Source organism: Olleya sediminilitoris (assembly GCF_016785945.1).
Lineage (GTDB): Bacteria > Bacteroidota > Bacteroidia > Flavobacteriales > Flavobacteriaceae > Olleya > Olleya sediminilitoris.
This window is the reverse complement of sequence record NZ_JAEMEF010000015.1, coordinates 37,692-55,587: the sequence shown is the minus strand read 5'-3', so window position 1 is coordinate 55,587 and position 17,896 is coordinate 37,692. Positions and strand designations below refer to the sequence as shown.

General features: G+C 30.6%; 20 protein-coding genes. 14 read left to right on the top strand and 6 right to left on the bottom strand.

The annotated features are described in order from the left end of the window. Positions 1-57 precede the first annotated feature (57 nt). From JAO71_RS15920 to JAO71_RS14120, 4 genes are all read left to right on the top strand, one after another. Positions 58-183 (top strand): hypothetical protein, encoded by a 126-nt coding sequence (locus tag JAO71_RS15920; RefSeq protein ID WP_262510787.1) that lies wholly within the window; start codon positions 58-60, stop codon positions 181-183. Between the two features lie 90 nt (positions 184-273). Further along, positions 274-1,452, top strand: coding sequence for an AIR synthase related protein (locus JAO71_RS14130; RefSeq protein WP_028607645.1), 1,179 nt, complete (start codon positions 274-276; stop codon positions 1,450-1,452). 22 nt (positions 1,453-1,474) lie between these two features. Continuing rightward, positions 1,475-2,419, top strand: a complete 945-nt coding sequence (locus tag JAO71_RS14125; RefSeq protein WP_028290089.1) for a DUF3078 domain-containing protein — start codon at positions 1,475-1,477, stop codon at positions 2,417-2,419. Positions 2,420-2,582: 163 nt separating this feature from the next. After that, on the top strand, positions 2,583-3,140 hold the full coding sequence (locus JAO71_RS14120) for a hypothetical protein (RefSeq protein WP_116823301.1): 558 nt from the start codon (positions 2,583-2,585) through the stop codon (positions 3,138-3,140). A 1-nt stretch (position 3,141) separates the two neighbouring features. Here JAO71_RS14120 and JAO71_RS14115 read toward each other — a convergent pair whose 3' ends face one another. Beyond that, positions 3,142-3,801, bottom strand: a complete 660-nt coding sequence (locus JAO71_RS14115) for an ATP-binding cassette domain-containing protein (protein ID WP_203001456.1) — start codon at positions 3,799-3,801, stop codon at positions 3,142-3,144. Between the two features lie 620 nt (positions 3,802-4,421). Here JAO71_RS14115 and JAO71_RS14110 point away from each other — a divergent pair. From JAO71_RS14110 to JAO71_RS14090, 5 genes are all read left to right on the top strand, one after another. Further along, positions 4,422-4,892, top strand: a complete 471-nt coding sequence (locus JAO71_RS14110; protein WP_148638398.1) for a hypothetical protein — start codon at positions 4,422-4,424, stop codon at positions 4,890-4,892. 106 nt (positions 4,893-4,998) lie between these two features. Next, positions 4,999-6,075, top strand: coding sequence for a peptide chain release factor 1 (prfA, locus tag JAO71_RS14105; protein ID WP_028290093.1), 1,077 nt, complete (start codon positions 4,999-5,001; stop codon positions 6,073-6,075). Between the two features lie 58 nt (positions 6,076-6,133). After that, positions 6,134-6,688, top strand: coding sequence for a hypothetical protein (locus tag JAO71_RS14100; protein WP_203001454.1), 555 nt, complete (start codon positions 6,134-6,136; stop codon positions 6,686-6,688). Between the two features lie 3 nt (positions 6,689-6,691). Next, the gene (pyrF, locus tag JAO71_RS14095) at positions 6,692-7,510 is read left to right on the top strand and encodes an orotidine-5'-phosphate decarboxylase (protein WP_203001452.1); all 819 of its coding nucleotides are present in this window, start codon (positions 6,692-6,694) and stop codon (positions 7,508-7,510) included. A 79-nt stretch (positions 7,511-7,589) separates the two neighbouring features. Then, on the top strand, positions 7,590-8,369 hold the full coding sequence (locus tag JAO71_RS14090) for an ABC transporter substrate-binding protein (protein ID WP_116823297.1): 780 nt from the start codon (positions 7,590-7,592) through the stop codon (positions 8,367-8,369). Here JAO71_RS14090 and JAO71_RS14085 read toward each other — a convergent pair. The 3 genes from JAO71_RS14085 to purU form a co-directional block, all read right to left on the bottom strand. Further along, complete coding sequence (locus JAO71_RS14085) at positions 8,352-8,549, bottom strand: Lacal_2735 family protein (RefSeq protein WP_028290096.1); 198 nt, start codon at positions 8,547-8,549, stop codon at positions 8,352-8,354. The genes JAO71_RS14090 and JAO71_RS14085 overlap by 18 nt on opposite strands. 245 nt (positions 8,550-8,794) lie before the next feature. Beyond that, positions 8,795-9,496 carry a DUF4197 domain-containing protein gene (locus JAO71_RS14080; RefSeq protein ID WP_054851620.1) on the bottom strand — a complete coding sequence of 234 codons (702 nt, stop codon included), beginning with the start codon at positions 9,494-9,496 and terminating at the stop codon, positions 8,795-8,797. Between the two features lie 125 nt (positions 9,497-9,621). After that, on the bottom strand, positions 9,622-10,476 hold the full coding sequence (gene purU / locus JAO71_RS14075) for a formyltetrahydrofolate deformylase (RefSeq protein ID WP_203001450.1): 855 nt from the start codon (positions 10,474-10,476) through the stop codon (positions 9,622-9,624). Between the two features lie 143 nt (positions 10,477-10,619). On the opposite strand from purU, the gene JAO71_RS14070 reads away from it, so the two are divergent. From JAO71_RS14070 to JAO71_RS14055, 4 genes are all read left to right on the top strand, one after another. Then, positions 10,620-14,057, top strand: a complete 3,438-nt coding sequence (locus tag JAO71_RS14070; RefSeq protein ID WP_203001447.1) for a methylmalonyl-CoA mutase family protein — start codon at positions 10,620-10,622, stop codon at positions 14,055-14,057. Positions 14,058-14,226: 169 nt separating this feature from the next. Further along, positions 14,227-14,700 (top strand): OsmC family protein, encoded by a 474-nt coding sequence (locus tag JAO71_RS14065; protein ID WP_203001445.1) that lies wholly within the window; start codon positions 14,227-14,229, stop codon positions 14,698-14,700. A gap of 263 nt (positions 14,701-14,963) precedes the next feature. Beyond that, a complete protein-coding gene (locus JAO71_RS14060) occupies positions 14,964-15,503 on the top strand; it encodes a sigma-70 family RNA polymerase sigma factor (RefSeq protein WP_028290101.1) in 540 nt (179 codons plus the stop codon). Positions 15,504-15,561: 58 nt separating this feature from the next. Further along, positions 15,562-16,176 (top strand): DEAD/DEAH box helicase, encoded by a 615-nt coding sequence (locus JAO71_RS14055; protein WP_028607632.1) that lies wholly within the window; start codon positions 15,562-15,564, stop codon positions 16,174-16,176. Positions 16,177-16,185: 9 nt separating this feature from the next. Here the strand turns inward: JAO71_RS14055 and JAO71_RS14050 are convergent, their stop codons facing one another. Then, the gene (locus JAO71_RS14050; protein ID WP_028290103.1) at positions 16,186-16,581 is read right to left on the bottom strand and encodes a hypothetical protein; all 396 of its coding nucleotides are present in this window, start codon (positions 16,579-16,581) and stop codon (positions 16,186-16,188) included. Between the two features lie 115 nt (positions 16,582-16,696). Here JAO71_RS14050 and JAO71_RS14045 point away from each other — a divergent pair, with 115 nt between their 5' ends. Further along, positions 16,697-17,137, top strand: coding sequence for an Lrp/AsnC family transcriptional regulator (locus tag JAO71_RS14045; RefSeq protein WP_028607629.1), 441 nt, complete (start codon positions 16,697-16,699; stop codon positions 17,135-17,137). Here JAO71_RS14045 and JAO71_RS14040 read toward each other — a convergent pair whose 3' ends face one another. After that, positions 17,138-17,893: a DJ-1/PfpI family protein gene (locus tag JAO71_RS14040; RefSeq protein ID WP_203001443.1), complete on the bottom strand. Its 756-nt coding sequence runs from the start codon at positions 17,891-17,893 to the stop codon at positions 17,138-17,140. It lies immediately after the preceding gene. Positions 17,894-17,896 lie beyond the last annotated feature (3 nt).

Here is a 17,896-nt window from a genome sequence, read left to right as displayed (position 1 = left end):
TTTTTTTGTGATTTGTATTTAAATCTAGTTAAACAATAATATTCTTGGGTGTAATAAGTGGAAAAAAATGAAGGATTGCTTTACGATAGTATATCTCAAAACAATATTTACAAAATGACGCTTGATTTAGATGAAAATAGAACACTATTAATTAGTAATGGTAAAATACCAGATTGGAAATAAATGTACCTAAACATCAAATTAATTATAAAAGCGCACATATTATTTGTGTGCTTTTTATTTATAAATATCTTTGTTGCTTAACACAACACAATGAGTTCAGAAATTTCAAAACGTTACAGCCAAAGAGGTGTATCTGCATCTAAAGAAGATGTACATAATGCAATTAAAAATATTGACAAAGGCTTATTTCCTAAGGCTTTTTGCAAGATTGTACCAGATTATTTAACTAATGATGATCAATACTGCTTAATTATGCATGCAGATGGAGCAGGAACAAAATCTTCTTTAGCATACATGTATTGGAAAGAAACAGGAGACGTCTCTGTTTGGAAAGGTATTGCTCAGGATGCATTAATAATGAATATTGACGACTTACTTTGTGTTGGTGCTACAGATAATATCATGTTGTCTTCAACCATTGGTCGTAATAAAAATCTAATTCCAGGAGAAGTTATTTCTGCTATAATCAATGGTACCGAAGAATTAATTGAAGACTTAAAAAGTTTTGGAGTTACTATACATAGTACAGGAGGCGAAACTGCAGATGTTGGTGATTTGGTTAGAACAATAATTGTAGACTCTACAGTTACAGCAAGAATAAAACGTAGTGATGTTATTGATAATGCTAACATAAAAGCAGGAGATGTTATTGTTGGGTTAGAAAGTTTTGGACAAGCTACTTACGAGAAAAGCTATAACGGAGGAATGGGTAGTAACGGTTTAACGTCTGCACGTCACGATGTGTTTGATAATTACTTAGCTAAGAAATATCCTGAAAGTTTTGATGCTTCAGTACCTGAAGATTTAGTTTATTCTGGTAACATTAAATTAACAGACAAAGTAGAAAATTCTCCTATTGATGCAGGCCAATTAGTATTATCTCCAACAAGGACTTATGCGCCAATTATAAAAGAGATTTTGTCAAAGTACAATAGCCAAGACATACATGGTATGGTGCATTGTAGTGGAGGAGCACAAACCAAAATTTTACACTTTGTAGATAACTTACATGTTGTAAAAGATAACTTATTTCCAATTCCACCTTTATTTAAGTTAATCCAAGAGCAATCAAAAACAGATTGGAAAGAAATGTACCAAGTGTTTAATTGTGGACACAGAATGGAATTATATGTCTCTCCTGAAGTTGCAGAACAAATCATTGAAATTTCTAAGTCATATGGAGTTAATGCTCAGGTGATTGGTAAAGTTGAAGCTTCGGAAACAAAAAAACTGACAATAGAAAGTCAGTATGGTACGTTTGTATATTAAATGCTAAACTAAATTTTATACTATGAGATACATTTTTATAATGTGCTTTATGTGTTTTATCAAGGTTACGACAGCACAAATTGTAACAAAAGTAAAAGTGGTTGACACAACTGCATGGAAACAAGCAAATAAATTAGGCGTAGATATTAACGAGGTAACTTTTGTTAATTGGAATGCAGGAGGAGCAAATTCAATTTCAGCATTACTAGCTATTCAGTCTAGTTTACGCTACAAAAAAAATAATCTAATATGGTTTAATGAGCTTAGAACACGATATGGTGTTAACAAGCAAGAAAACCAAAGATTAAGAAAAACAGAAGACGAGCTTGAGCTAATTTCTACTTTAGGATTTAGAAAAGACACATTAACTAATTGGTATTTTTCTGGACGTTTTAATTTTAAAACACAGTATACTAACGGTTTTAATTATCCAAATAGAGATAATTCAATTTCAAGTTTTATGACTCCTGGTTATTTGTTTTTAGGAGGTGGAGCAGAATATGGTAAAAACATCGAAAAATTGTCATTTTACATGTCACCTTTAACCTTTAAAGCAACTTTTGTTCTAGATCAAGATTTAGCAGATGATGGTTCTTTTGGAGTAGAACCAGCTGTGTATGATGCCTTAGGAAATAAAATTAAGGATGGTGAAAATACACGTACCGAAATGGGTATACTTTTAACCAATTCATACGAAACAGAAGTGCTTGAAAATATTTACATAAAAAACAGATTAAGCTTTTATACAGATTATTTAAATAGTTTCGGAAACATTGATGTCGATTGGGAAGTCGTGTTTGATTTTAAAGTCAATGATTTTGTAAAAGCAACGTTAGGATCTCATCTAAAATACGATAATGACATTAAAATAATTGAAGAAACTGAAGTTGAAGACGAATTTGTAGAAAAAGGAGCCTCTATACAATGGAAACAACTTTTGGGTATAGGTGTAGTAGTAGATTTTTAATTCTTATATTTATAAGAAGCCTTGATCAATAATCTTGTATAAACAACAAAACATAAAAATCTTTACGCTTACGCTTGCTATTATAAACATAGTAGCACTAATTTGTCTTGAGTTTTTTAATAGTCAAATAGTAAGGTTAATTTCAAGTGGTTTATTTTTGTTTATGTTTTTTAATTTTGATGTTAAAGACAAGTTGTTTATTGCATTTACCAGTCTATTATTTATAGCAGATGCTTTAGATTTGTACTATAACTCACCATATATTATAGAAGCGTATTCTGTTGTTAAAACACTAGCATTTGGTTTGCTTTGTTTTAGTCTTTATAAAAAAATGAAGACTAAAAAATTAGGTAATTCATTATCTGTTTTATTTATAATTGTTATGATTATAAATTTACTTATTGGTTATATCACAGTTTCTGGTGTATCTGGAGGAATGACTGCTAGTCAACTTCTCTCTATTCAAGTATATTGGTTTTTTTGTGTTGTGGCTGCAGCTCTAGCTGCTAAATATTATTTTTGTACAGAGTCTTCTAAAGCAGTTTATATTATAATTTTTACCTTTTTGTTTGTGTTTACAGACTTATGTGGGTTTATAGCTAATTTTATAGAGGTGCCTAGTTTTTATTACGGAGAAAGACTACTGTATTTATTAGGTTTTTTCTTTTTAAGTCAATACCTGTTTTTTGATCAAATAAAAGATAGAATTAAAGTCTCTTAAGCTATAAGCTTCCTTGAAGTAAATAGTTATAATCTTCTAATTCTGTAAGATTATTAATTAGTTTAGAACAGCCGTTTTTAATTAAGTAAATTGTATCAGAAATAGCAATAACATCTTGATATCTATGGTCTGTTAAAATAATGGCTTTATGTTTTTTTTTAATTTCAATCAATAATTTAATTTTATCAATATATAAAGGAGAGATGCCATTAAATGGTTCGTCTAATAATATAATTTTGGCATTCTTTTTTAATATTAAATAAATTTCAATAAGACGTCTTTCTCCTCCTGATAATGTGTTTATTTTATACTGTTTGTATTTAGTAAGTTCAGGAAATTCTACTATAAAATCCTTCCATTTAACATTAAATAATTTAAACAAAACACTAACTTTTACTTGGTTTGGTGTAAAATGGTATTGTGGTAAAAAACTAGCTAACTGGGTTTGGTATAAAGGTTTTTTTAATGGTTTGTTGTTTAGTCTAATGTGGCTGTATTTCGCGATAAGCGTACCAAAAGCAATATTTAAAACACAGCTTTTGCCAGAGCCATTTCGACCTAAAAGGCTAGTGGTTTTACCTGTCTCAGTTTTTAAATAAATCCCGTTAAGGATTGTTTTTTCTTTAAAATAAAGTTCTACACTATCGATTTCAAAAATCAAAATGGTTTAAATAAATTGGTTAATTAAACTTAAAAATACTACTGTAATAATGGCGTCAATACAATATACAATACCAAATAATTTAAAGTCAGATACTCCTAAATTTTTATAAAAGGTCAGTTTTTGCTTGGCTTCAGTCTGGTTAACAATATACCAAAGTAAGACTATCAAAAATAATTTAGTTATTAAAGCGACTAATATATTTAGACTTCCAAAAACTAATAATAAAATATTAATAGCAATAGACCACGTGGCAAACGTGCGATAATAGTGTAGTATAGCGAATAATTGACTTATCATATGCTTATCAATAACGAATAATGATATATTTATAGTATAATTGCTTATGAATATATAATTTAACAGTTGTTAAAATTTTAAATAAAGTTAGTTGTCATTTGGGTAAAAAACAATTCTATTTATTAGCTGCTATACTATTAGTAAATTACTGTATTATTTTTATGTATCCACTGTTTTATAGTAGGATTATTAGAATAATTATCACTTTAATTTGTTTTGGATTTTACTTAAATATTAGAAATAAAGCTAACAGGTTTGTGTTGTATATATTCTTGTTTTTTTTATTGGCAGATGTGTTTTTGTTTTTTTACGAAACCCCTTTGTATGAACTATTAACAAGTTTGTCAAGAGTTGCAGGTTATTTACTAGTGTTAAATCACTTCAAGAAGTTGTATGATCATAAAGCGTCAGATAAAATTGCAGTAGCTGTTTTTGTAATCTTAGGTTTAATTAATTTATTTGGATTGCATTTAGTAACCAATTACGTTTATAATACTTCAAGTTTTACAGTTATAAAAGAGTATAATGTTTATGTCCATGGTCTAGTGCTTATTGCAGCTTGTTTTTATGCAGGAAACAATAATTTTAATCAGACTACTGGTAAATCCTTATTTGGAGCTTTCTTTATTTTTGCTTTAGCATTTGCAGATTTATGTGCTTTAGTGGGTTATTATTTTGATTTTTCTCTGTTTCAATATATAGACAGAACTTTTTATGTTTTTGGATTGATTTTTCTTATTAAATATGCCGAAAAATGCACAACTAAAGTTATTAAAACTTCAAAAAAATAATAGCTTTTATCCTCAATAATTTTTATTAAGATGCTTATAGTTTGTATATAAAAGTATTGCTAGTTCATTAATTATCGTATTTTTGTTTCACAATTTTAAGAAGAAGATGTTAGAGAAATTACAAATAGTAAAACAACGTTTTGACGAGGTTAGTGATTTAATTATCCAACCAGATATTATCATGGATCAAAAGCGTTATGTCGAGCTAAATAAAGAATACAAAGACTTACGACTTTTAATGGATAAGCGTGAGCAATATATCGAGTTTACAGATAACCTTAAAGAAGCAGAAGAAATTATTGCAGATGGTAGTGATGCCGAAATGGTAGATATGGCTAAAATGCAATATGACGAAGCTAAAGAAGGTATTCCTAAATTAGAAGAAGAAATTAGAGTGTTGTTAATCCCTAAAGATCCACAAGATTCTAAAAATGCGGTAGTCGAGCTTCGTGCTGGAACAGGTGGTGATGAAGCTAGTATCTTTGCAGGAGATTTATTTAGAATGTATACCAAATACTGTGAAGGTAGAGGCTGGAAAGTAGATACCGTAGATTATAGTGAAGGTACAAATGGTGGTTTTAAAGAAATCCAATTTGAAGTTTCAGGTGAAGATGTTTATGGTACTTTAAAATTTGAAGCAGGTGTGCATCGTGTACAGCGTGTCCCTCAAACCGAAACTCAAGGTCGTGTGCACACAAGTGCAGCAACCGTTATGGTATTTCCGGAAGCAGAAGAGTTTGATGTAGAAATCAATCCAAAAGATGTACGTATAGATTTTTTCTGTTCATCAGGACCTGGAGGACAGTCGGTAAACACAACCTACTCAGCAGTACGTTTAACACACGTTCCGACAGGTTTGGTAGCACAATGTCAAGACCAAAAATCTCAGCATAAAAACAAAGAAAAAGCCTTTAAAGTATTACGTTCTAGATTGTATGATTTAGAGTTGGCTAAAAAAATGGAAGAAGATGCAGCTTTACGTGGTACAATGGTTACCTCTGGAGATAGAAGTGCAAAAATTAGAACATACAATTATCCACAAGGTCGTGTAACCGATCACAGAATTGGATTAACACTGTATGATCTATCCAATATTGTAAATGGAGATATCCAAAAAATTATTGACGAATTACAATTAGCTGATAATACCGAAAAGTTAAAAGCTAGCGACGAACATATTTAATAACAAGCCTCTTAATTGAGGCTTTTTTTAAAGGCTAGTTTATCCTAAAATTTTTAAAATGAAAAAGCTATTTATATTCATGTTTCTAATTTTTATGTTTTCTTGTAAAAAAGAGAATGTGATTAATGATTTTAAAATAGGTACACAATTTATAGCTCATAATAGTATAGTAGATCAAGAATGTGTTTTTGACCAGACTACACAAACGGATGCTTTTTTAAAAGATAAAAAAGAGTTAGAGGATTATGTATGGCATGATGAAACTAAATCAGCTGAAATAATTTTAAACGAACATTGGTTTTTGACCATAACTAGAGGTGGATGCGATCATTTTTTATTATCTGCTGAATTCAGATATGACAGAAAGTTGAAATTTGAAGCAAATAAAGAATACATATTAGATAAAATAATTTGGATCACTTCAATATTAAATGAAGATTTTGAAAATGAGGTTATTAAAAAATGTATAATAGAAGATAAGATGACGTTTACAAAAACCGAAAATGGTTTATATGGTAATTTTATGGATTCTAAAATATATGAAATGTATACTTTTGATTACGAAACAGAAAAAGAATCTACTATTTTTAGTATTTCTTTTTATTTAAATTAAGCAATGACAACACAACAACTAACAGCACAAATTATTAAAAAGAAGTCTTTTTTATGTATTGGATTAGACGTCGACTTAAATAAAATTCCGGAACATTTATTACAAACCGAAGATCCTATTTTCGAGTTTAATAAAGCAATAATAGATGCCACTCACCATTTATGTGTTGCCTATAAACCAAATACAGCTTTTTATGAAGCCTATGGTTTAAAAGGTTGGAAAGCATTAGAGAAAACGATTAATTATCTAAACACAAACCATCCGGATATTTTTACAATTGCAGATGCTAAACGTGGTGATATTGGTAATACAAGTACAATGTATGCCAAAGCTTTTTTTGAAGATTTAGCATTTGATAGTGTAACTGTAGCTCCTTATATGGGTAAAGATTCGGTAGAACCGTTTTTAGCTTTTAAAGACAAACATACTATTATGTTAGCACTAACGTCTAATCAAGGTGCTTTTGATTTTCAGACTAAAACGGTTGAAGGAAAAGAGTTGTACAAACACGTTTTAGAAACGTCCAAATCTTGGGAAAATAGCGAAAACCTAATGTACGTAGTTGGCGCTACAAAAGCCGAATACTTTACTGATATTAGAAAAATTAGTCCTAATAGTTTTTTGTTAGTTCCAGGTGTTGGAGCTCAAGGCGGAAATCTTCAAGACGTTTGTAAATATGGTATTAGTGATAATGTAGGCTTATTAATAAATTCTTCTAGAGGAATTATATATGCTTCTAATAATAATGATTTTGCTGAGGCAGCAGCAGCTAAAGCAAAAGAATTACAACAGCAAATGGAAGTTATTTTAAATAGTAAATAAACAATTGCATGTTTTGTCATGCTAAATTTATTTTAATATCTCATATTAAAAAATCACTATTATTTTAAGCCAAAACTAAATGCTACTTACAGACCAAATAGGTAATACACTTAACATAGATGCTACACCAATACGCATCATATCGTTAGTGCCTTCTCAAACCGAATTGTTATATGATTTAGGTTTAGAAGATAGTATCGTAGGTTTGACTAAGTTTTGTGTGCATCCTATTCATTTAAAAAAAGAAAAACAAATTGTAGGCGGAACAAAGCAGATTAATTTAGATAAAATTAAAGCTTTAAAACCAGATTTGATTTTATGTAATAAAGAAGAGAATACGCAAGCCATTGTTAAAGATTGTCAATCCATTTGTCAAGTTCATGTTTCAGATATTTTTACAATTAAAGATTGTGTTGAGGTAGTCAATCAGTATGGTCAAATATTCAATAAAATAGATCAAGCAAAAGTTATTGTAACTAAAATAGAGGCTAATGTATTAGATTTTAATAACTATATAAAAGATAAACCTACGCTAAAAGTGGCTTACTTTATATGGAAAGATCCTTGGATGGTTGCAGCAAATAGCACTTTTATTAATTATTTATTAGAATTAAATAAATTTGAAAACGTTTATGCTAACCTTAGTCGTTATCCAGAGGTTAGTATAGAAGAGTTAAATAACAATCTGTCAACCGATTTAGTTTTATTATCAAGTGAGCCTTATCCTTTTAGTGATAAGCATAAAACCGAATTTAAAAACACAAAAACAATTTTAGTAGATGGCGAATATTTTTCGTGGTATGGATCAAGATTGATTTTGGCGTTTAATTATTTTAAACAATTAAGAGGCAGTTTGTGAAACATCTCTGGCTAAATAACTAAGTCTATTTAGTTTGTCTAAAATTTTAATAGCTTTATAAGCAAACACATCACTGGCTTCGTGATCTGTTTGACGTAAGTTGTAAGCTTGCTCAACTAACTGTTTATAGCGTTTGTTTAGCTTGTTTTGATGTTGTTGTAGTAAGTCTCTACGAGTCATTAGTTTAGTTGTTTGATTTTCAGATAATTAAATTACTTTTTTTATTTAAATAAAAAAAATAATTCATTATAAAATATCGTAAAAAATAAAAGAGTCTATTCCTTTCTCAAAAAAACAGACTCTATTAACTAACTAAACTAACTCAGTAAAAGAAAGTTGTGAGAAGTTTTCTTTTACGCTGCAAATATCTTACATAAGTTTAGTTTAAATGTTAAGTAAATATTATTCTAAGATTAACTTAAAGATTAATCTTGTAAAGCAAATACTTTCTGTAATAAAGCTGTGGTTCTAGATCCAACTTTAGTTCTTATTTCTTGCTCTTCAACAGCTATCATTGTGTAAACACCTTTTAAAGCCTCACTTGTAACATAATCTGTTAAGTCAGGATTTACATTACTTGTAAAAGGTATAGCGTTGTATTTGTTAATTAGATTAGACCAGATTTGATCTGCTCCAACCTTGTCAAAAGAGGCTTTAATCACAGGATTAAATTTGTCATATAAAGCAGTTTGTGTTTTACTTGTTAGGTATTGTGTTGCAGCATCATTATTACCTAATAATATGTTTTTAGCATCAGTAAATGTAATCTCTTTAACAGCATTTACAAATATTGGTGTAGCTTCACCTACTGCATCTTCTGCAGCTCTGTTTAACACTTTTAATCCTTCATCAGCTAAATTACTTAATCCAATATCACGTAAAGCTTTGTCTACTTTTTGTAATTCTTCAGGAAGTAAAATTTTAACTAATTCGTTTTTAAAAAAACCATCAGTTTGGGTTAGTTTAGTCACTTGCTTGTCAATACCTAGGTCCAAAGCTTGTCTTAGTCCGCCTGCAATATCTAAATCGCTAACACTTCCAGATTGTGGTAATTGGTTAACAACCTGTTGTAATTCTGCACAAGCAGTAAAATTTAAAATAATAATAAAGGTCAATATTTTTTTCATGTTCTATAATTTATGGTGTAAATATACTTAATCTTATGATGTTTTTTTTATGCAAAAACTGCGTTTTATGTTAACTATAATTTAATTTAAATGAAAATACTTGCTAATAAGTATCATTTATTGTTTTAAGAAAAAATTACAGTCTTATTATTAAACACCATTACTTTTCGTTTAAGATGAAGCTTTATGGCATTAGCCAACACTATTTTTTCCAGATCACGTCCTTTGGCAATTAAATCTTCTATGGCGTGTGTATGTGATACTCGTGTTACATCTTGTTCAATAATTGGGCCAGCATCTAATTCCTCGGTCACATAATGACTTGTTGCTCCAATAATTTTCACACCTCTTTTGTAAGCAGAATGATAAGGTTTGGCACCAACAAAAGCAGGTAAAAACGAGTGATGTATGTTTATTACCTTGTTTGGATATTGGTCTATAATTTTGCTAGATACAATTTGCATGTAACGTGCAAGTACTATAAAATCTATATCAAAAGTTTTGCATAATTTTAATTGCGCATCCTCAGCTTCAGCTTTAGTATCTTTTGTAACAGGAATATGGTAAAACGGAATGTTAAAGCTATCTGCAATAGGTCTTAAAGTATTATGGTTACTAACAATAAACGGAATTTCTAAATCTAACTCACCAGAATTATAACGACCTAATATATCATACAAGCAGTGGTCGTATTTGGATACAAACAATGCCATTTTAGGTTTGTTATTAGCTTCATAAATGCGCCATTTCATTTTAAAATGTTCAGCTAGATTTATTTTAAAGTTGTTTTTAAACGCATCTATATCAAAATGATCGGTTTCAAATTCACCTTCCAAACGCATAAAAAATATGTCTTGTTCTCTGTCTACATGTTGATCTATATATACAATGTTACCGTTGTTATTAGCAATAAAATTGGTCACTGTTGCAATAATTCCTGATTGATCATCACAATTTATAAGTATAGTAAGTTTTTTCATTTTGATAACATATTGACTACTAATTTAGTCTAAAATTACAAGGCTATTATTTTTGCTTTTAACTTTTAGATAATTACAGATTATATAGCAATATTTTTGAATATTCCGTAAATTGCAAGTCTAAAACAGATTATATTTTAAGAATGACACAAGCAACACCATATAAGCCAAAACATAAAGTTAGAATTGTAACTGCAGCAGCATTATTTGATGGTCACGATGCCTCGATAAATATCATGCGTCGTATCATTCAATCTACAGGAGTAGAGGTGATCCATTTAGGACATGATAGAAGTGTAGATGAGGTTGTAAATACAGCTATTCAAGAAGATGCAAATGCAATTTGTTTGACTTCATATCAAGGTGGTCATAACGAGTATTTTAAATATATGTACGATCTTTTAAAAGAAAGAGGTGCAGAGCATATAAAGATTTTTGGAGGTGGAGGAGGAGTAATCCTTCCTTCCGAAATTAAAGAACTTATGGATTATGGTATTGCTAGAATCTATTCTCCAGACGATGGTCGTGCAATGGGATTACAAGGTATGATTAATGATTTGGTAGAACAGTCTGATTTTGCTATTGGAGATGCTTTAAATGGCGAATTAGATATTTTACCAACCAAAAATCCAAAAGCAATTGCTAGAGTGATTTCTTCTGCCGAAAATTTCCCAGAAGTTGCAAAAGACACTTTAGATAAAATTCACAATAAAAATAAAGCTTCAAAAACACCAGTCTTAGGAATTACAGGAACTGGAGGCGCAGGAAAATCTAGTTTGGTTGACGAATTAGTTCGTCGTTTTTTAATAGATTTTCCAGAAAAAACCATTGGTTTAGTGTCTGTAGATCCTTCTAAACGTAAAACAGGAGGTGCACTTTTAGGAGATCGTATTCGTATGAATGCTATCAATTCTCCAAGAGTATATATGCGTAGTTTGGCGACGCGTCAATCTAACTTAGCATTATCTAAATATGTTAATGAAGCGGTTGAGGTTTTAAAAGCTGCCGAATACGATTTAATCATCCTAGAAACTTCAGGAATTGGACAATCGGATACCGAAATTATTGAGCATTCTGATGTTTCTCTTTATGTTATGACACCAGAATTTGGTGCTGCAACACAATTAGAAAAAATTGATATGCTAGATTTTGCAGATCTAGTAGCCATTAATAAGTTTGATAAACGAGGATCTTTAGATGCTTTACGTGATGTAAAAAAACAATACATGCGTAACAATAATCTTTGGGATACACCTCAAGAAGAATTACCTGTTTACGGTACCATTGCGTCGCAATTTAACGATCCAGGAATGAATACGCTATACAAAGCCATCATGGATAAGTTGGTTGAAAAAGCAGATTCAGACTTAAAATCTACCTTCCATATTTCTGATGAAATGAGCGAGAAGATTTTTGTAATACCTCCAAGTAGAACACGTTATTTATCTGAAATTGCGGAAAATAATCGTGCTTATGATAAAACTGCTAACACTCAGGTTGAAGTTGCTCAAAAACTTTACGGAATTTATAAAACTATTTGTTCAGTAATGGATGTCACATCGAGCGCAGTCGAAATGTCTCTTATTGGTAAGCAAGGACTGGATCAAGATGAGATCCTGAAGCAAGTTCAGGATGACAATAAAGACTTTATAAAGTTACTTATTGCAGAATTTGACCGTGTTAAATTAAACTTGGATCCATACAATTGGGAAGTTATTACTGGTTGGGATGAAAAGGTAAACAAATATAAAAATCCAATTTATACGTTTAAAGTAAGAGATAAAGAGATTAAAATTGAAACACATTCTGAGTCATTATCTCACTTACAAATTCCGCGTGTAGCTTTACCAAAATACCAAGCTTGGGGAGATTTATTACGTTGGACGTTGCAAGAAAATGTACCAGGAGAATTCCCATATACTTCAGGATTATATCCATTTAAACGTACAGGTGAAGATCCAGCACGTATGTTTGCAGGAGAAGGTGGACCAGAGCGTACTAATAGACGTTTTCACTACGTAAGTGCAGGTTTACCAGCAAAACGTTTATCGACTGCTTTTGATAGTGTAACATTATACGGAAACGATCCAGATTTACGTCCAGATATCTACGGTAAAATTGGTAATGCAGGAGTTTCAATTTGCTGTTTAGACGATGCTAAAAAATTATATTCTGGTTTCGATTTAGCCAATGTAATGACGTCGGTAAGTATGACTATTAATGGACCAGCACCAATGTTGTTAGGTTTCTTTATGAATGCTGCCATAGATCAACAATGTGAATTTTACATTAAAGAAAATAGTCTTGAAAAAGAAGTTGAAGCAAAAATAGCGAAGCTTTATAAAGATAAAGAACGTCCTACTTATAATGGCGATTTACCTGAAGGAAACAACGGTTTAGGATTGATGCTTTTAGGTGTTACTGGTGATCAAGTACTACCAGCAGATGTGTATGCAGAGATTAAAAAGAATACCATTGCACAAGTAAGAGGAACCGTTCAAGCAGATATTTTAAAAGAAGATCAAGCACAAAACACATGTATTTTCTCTACTGAATTCGCATTACGATTAATGGGAGATGTACAAGAGTATTTTATTGAGAATAATGTGCGTAATTTCTATTCGGTTTCTATCTCTGGATATCACATTGCAGAAGCAGGAGCCAACCCAATTACACAATTAGCATTGACGTTATCTAATGGTTTCACTTACGTGGAATATTATTTAAGTCGTGGTATGGACATCAATAAATTTGGACCAAACTTATCGTTCTTTTTCTCAAACGGAATTGATCCAGAATATGCAGTAATTGGTCGCGTTGCCAGAAAAATTTGGGCAAAAGCAATGAAGCACAAGTATGGTGCAAATGCAAGAGCACAAATGCTTAAATACCATATTCAAACGTCTGGACGTAGTTTACACGCTCAAGAAATTGACTTTAATGATATACGTACAACGCTACAAGCTTTGTATGCTATTTACGATAATTGTAACTCATTACACACCAATGCGTACGACGAAGCTATTACAACACCAACTGAAGAATCGGTTAGACGTGCAATGGCTATTCAATTAATTATAAATAAAGAATTAGGACTGAATAAAAACGAAAATCCAATTCAAGGTTCTTTTATTATTGAAGAATTAACCGATTTAGTTGAAGAAGCAGTTTTACAAGAATTTGACAGAATTACAGAACGTGGTGGTGTTTTAGGAGCTATGGAAACCATGTACCAACGTAGTAAAATTCAAGAAGAGAGTTTATATTATGAAACGTTAAAACATAACGGAAAATTCCCAATTGTTGGAGTAAATACGTTTTTAAGTTCTAAAGGTTCGCCAACAGTAATTCCTGCGGAAGTCATTAGAGCAACAGAAGAAGAGAAGCAATTCCAGATAAAAACTTTAGAGAATTTGCATAAAGCAAATGATACTAAAGCGATGCTTAAAGATTTACAGCACAAAGCCATTAATAACGAGAATATTTTTGAAGCCCTAATGGATGTCTGTAAAGTGTGTAGTTTAGGTGAAATTACTTCAGCGTTGTTTGAAGTTGGTGGTCAGTATCGCAGAAACATGTAAGCAGAGAACCTCTTTTTTCTTTCTTGAAAAAAGAGCGTGAATCACTTATCCCAAATTTGTTTTGGGATCTCATTATAACTTTTGTTATTTTGAGTATAGCAAAGAATAGCAATACATTAAACAAAAAAGCGTTTCAAATTGAAACGCTTTTTTTACTTTCAATAAAAATATGTCAATGAAACACACCTTTAAAGCAGAAGTAAATTGGACAATTAACAAAGGAGAAAGTACAAGTAACCCAAGGACTTTTAGTAGAAATCATAAAGTAACGATTGCTAATAAAGTTTCGGATTTATCCGTGTCTGCAGCAAAAATTTTTAGAGGAGATGATACGTTATACAACCCTGAAGATTTATTATTGTCGGCTTTAGCTTCTTGTCATATGATGTCTTATTTATATATCTGTGCACAACATAATATTGAAGTTTTAAGCTATACAGATGACGCTGAAGGTGATCTAGAAGTATTGGCTTCAGGAAGCGGAAGTTTTAAAATAGTACGATTAAAACCTGTAGTGACTATAAAAAATGAAACTCAAAAAGAGTTAGCACAAAGCCTTCATAGTAAAGCTAATCAACTGTGTTTTATTGCTAATTCTTGTAATTTTCCAATCTTACATGACGCTATAATACAAGTGGAATAATTTCATTTTAAAAAAAGTTCTGAATTTTTGCATCTTTTTAGTGTTTCTTCCGTCTATTATATGAACATTAAAAACAAATAATATGAAAAATATAGAATGCACATGTAACTGTGATGGTTGCGCTAAAGGAAATTGTCAAAACTGCACTTGCGAGAATTGTACTTGTACGACTTGTAATTGTTAAGTAAGACTTAAAACAGATATTAATAACGCTAGTTTTAGTAATTTTATACTAAGATTAGCGTTTCTTTTAATACATAATTATGGATACTCAAGACATTTGGAAATTACATGCTGACGATATCAAATATTTTATTTTTAGTAAAGTGAAAGATGAAGTAATTACAGAAGATTTGTTACAAGAAACCTTTATAAAGGTACACACTAAATTAAACACGCTAAAAGAGGAAGATAAGCTTAAATCTTGGGTGTTCTCGATTGCTAGATATACGGTTTTAGATTATTTTAGAAGTAAAAAAATAGTGTATGAAACTACAGAAGAAGACTTTGTTTTTGAAGAACAAAAGTTAGAACATACTGAAGCCGATTGCTTACCAGGTATTATTAAAAGCTTACCAAAAAAATACAGAGATCCTTTATTTTTAAGCGACATAAAAGGATTAAAACAACAGCAAATAGCAAACCAATTAAATTTAGCTTTGCCAACGGTTAAGTCTCAAATACAACGTGGTCGAAAAATGATTGTTCAAGGTTTTGTAGACTGTTGTGATTTTGTAATTAATGACCAAGGATTTTTGGTTGGAGAAGTTAAAGACAAAGCAGACTGCAAAATGTGTCATTAATTAGTATCTTTGTAAACTATGGTTTTTACCATATTTTACTTATAATATTATACAAGACATGTCTTTTAAAAAATACCATCCTTCACTTAAAGAAAATATTGAAAAAGCAGGTTTAGAAACTACAAATGCATTTCAAAAACAAGTTATGCCTTTAATTAAAGGAGGTAATGATGTGTATGCAATAGGACCAAAAGGTTGTGGTAAAACAACAGCTATGATTATTAGTGCTATTCAAAAATTAGGAGCCGAAGCATTTGAAGACTCTCCAAGAGCTTTGGTTGTAGTTAAAGACAAACAGGCAGCTTTAGATTTAAAAGAGCGTTTTGATGTTTTTACTAAAAGAACAGACTTACGTGTGTATTGTGCTTACGAGGAATATGATTTAGAAAAACAACGTGAGGAAGTGTATTATGGCGTTGATGTTTTAATTTCAACACCAAAACGACTAAGTAAATTATACCATTTAAATAGTTTGCATTTAGGAGAACTGCAGTTGTTTATGATTCATGATGCAGATTTTATTGCACGAAACAATTTACATAACTATGTTTTAAGATTAAGTGAAAGTGTACCGAAAGCTAAATTTGCAATCTTTTCTGAAACTTTTAATCCAAAACTTAAAGCATTTCAAGATTCATTTATGTACAACGCAAGAGTTGTTGATTTTAGTTAAGTTTAATACTTAAAGAGTTAGCATCCAGGTAGTCTGAAGTTTTCTAAACTTTCTGATTTCTCTTTTTAATATTGGGACATAATCTTTACCGTTACTATTGCAAGTTTCTAAACGATTACAGTTTTTATAAAGTCTGTTAGTTAATCTAACTACAGAAGCAATATGTCTATGCTTCTTGTCTTGACAATGCTCTAATTCGGCATTAATAATTTCTGGAGCAAGAGATTCTGAATGTTGTACTAGGTCGCCAGAAAAATAAATATTAGCATCTTCTGTTCCGTCGTCATATAAGTAAGATAAGTCTTGACTTAAATAACTAGAAATACTTCTAGATAGCACAAAAATCTGCATAGCTTGCTTATAAATTGGCAAATCCGAAAGATGCGAAGGTGGTTGTACAGACATTTAAATTTTTCTTTTTATCAAAAATAATCACAAGACAACATATTTTGCTTTCGATTTTAAATCAAAAAGCTATATTTGCTTTAGTTATTAAATTATTTATTAGTTTTACTTTAATATGAGTGTTGATAGTCTGAATTGGAAAATTTTAAAGTGTTTGCAGCAAAATGCAAGACAGTCTAATGCCGAAATTGGCAGACAGGTAGGAATAACCTCTCCTGCTGTTTCAGAGCGTATTAAAAAAATGGAAGATTTAGGAATTATCCAAAATCATATTACTTTAATTTCACCTTATGAAGTCGGTTACCAATTAAAAGCTTTGATTACTCTGCAAGCTTTTATGGGTAAACTCAAACCGTTTTTAGAAAAGGTAAAAACTTTTGACGAGGTGGTAAATTGCTATCGTATTACAGGTAATGAAAATATTGTAATGGAAGTCATATTAAAAAACCACAAACATTTAGAAGCTTTTATTGATCAGTTAATTATTTATGGCGAATGTAAAACACAAATTATTTTGTCACATGTGGTTAAAAATAATGCGATTACAAAGCATTAACTAATCTACAATTAAATGCGGAATCGTATTTAAATCCCAATCAATAACTAAACCTCCTGCTAAAGATTGTGTGATTTCTTTACCGTATAGATATTCGCATAAATACAAAGCAGCCTCAAAACTTTTTGCGCCTCCAGCAGACGTGATATATTTACCATCATGAACAAATAGAACGTCTTTTTTAATGTCTAAATCTGGATAACGTTGGCGCATTTTATCTATATCACTCGGAAACGTTGTGGACACTTTATTATTTAAAAGTCCTGCTTCGGCTAAGACAAAAGCACCATCACAATGTGAGGTTACAAATTGGGCTTCCTTGTCAATTTGTTTTACAAAGTCAATCATAGCTTTGTCTTCAAGGTCTGTGTCTAAATGGTGCTCTGCACTTGGTACTACTAAAATATCAATTTTAGGTAAGCTATCTGTTACATAATTATAGTCTGGTAACAAACGCATGCCTTCAAAAGTGGTAATAGCTTGGTCTGTATTAGCTACAGTAAAGACATTCATAGCTTTAATATTCTCTCTAAAAATAGTGTGCTGAAAAATATCAAAAGGAGCAGTCAATTCAGTATTAAAAGTACCATCCATAATTAAAAACGCTACATTATACCTGTTGGGTTTTAAGTCAGGAAATTGTTTAGTTTTAACAACGTCTTTTTTGTTGGTATTATTAAGATCTACTTTTTTGTTTTCAATATTATTACAGCTTACTAATAATATTAGAGTCAAAATATATAATGTGTTTTTCATAAT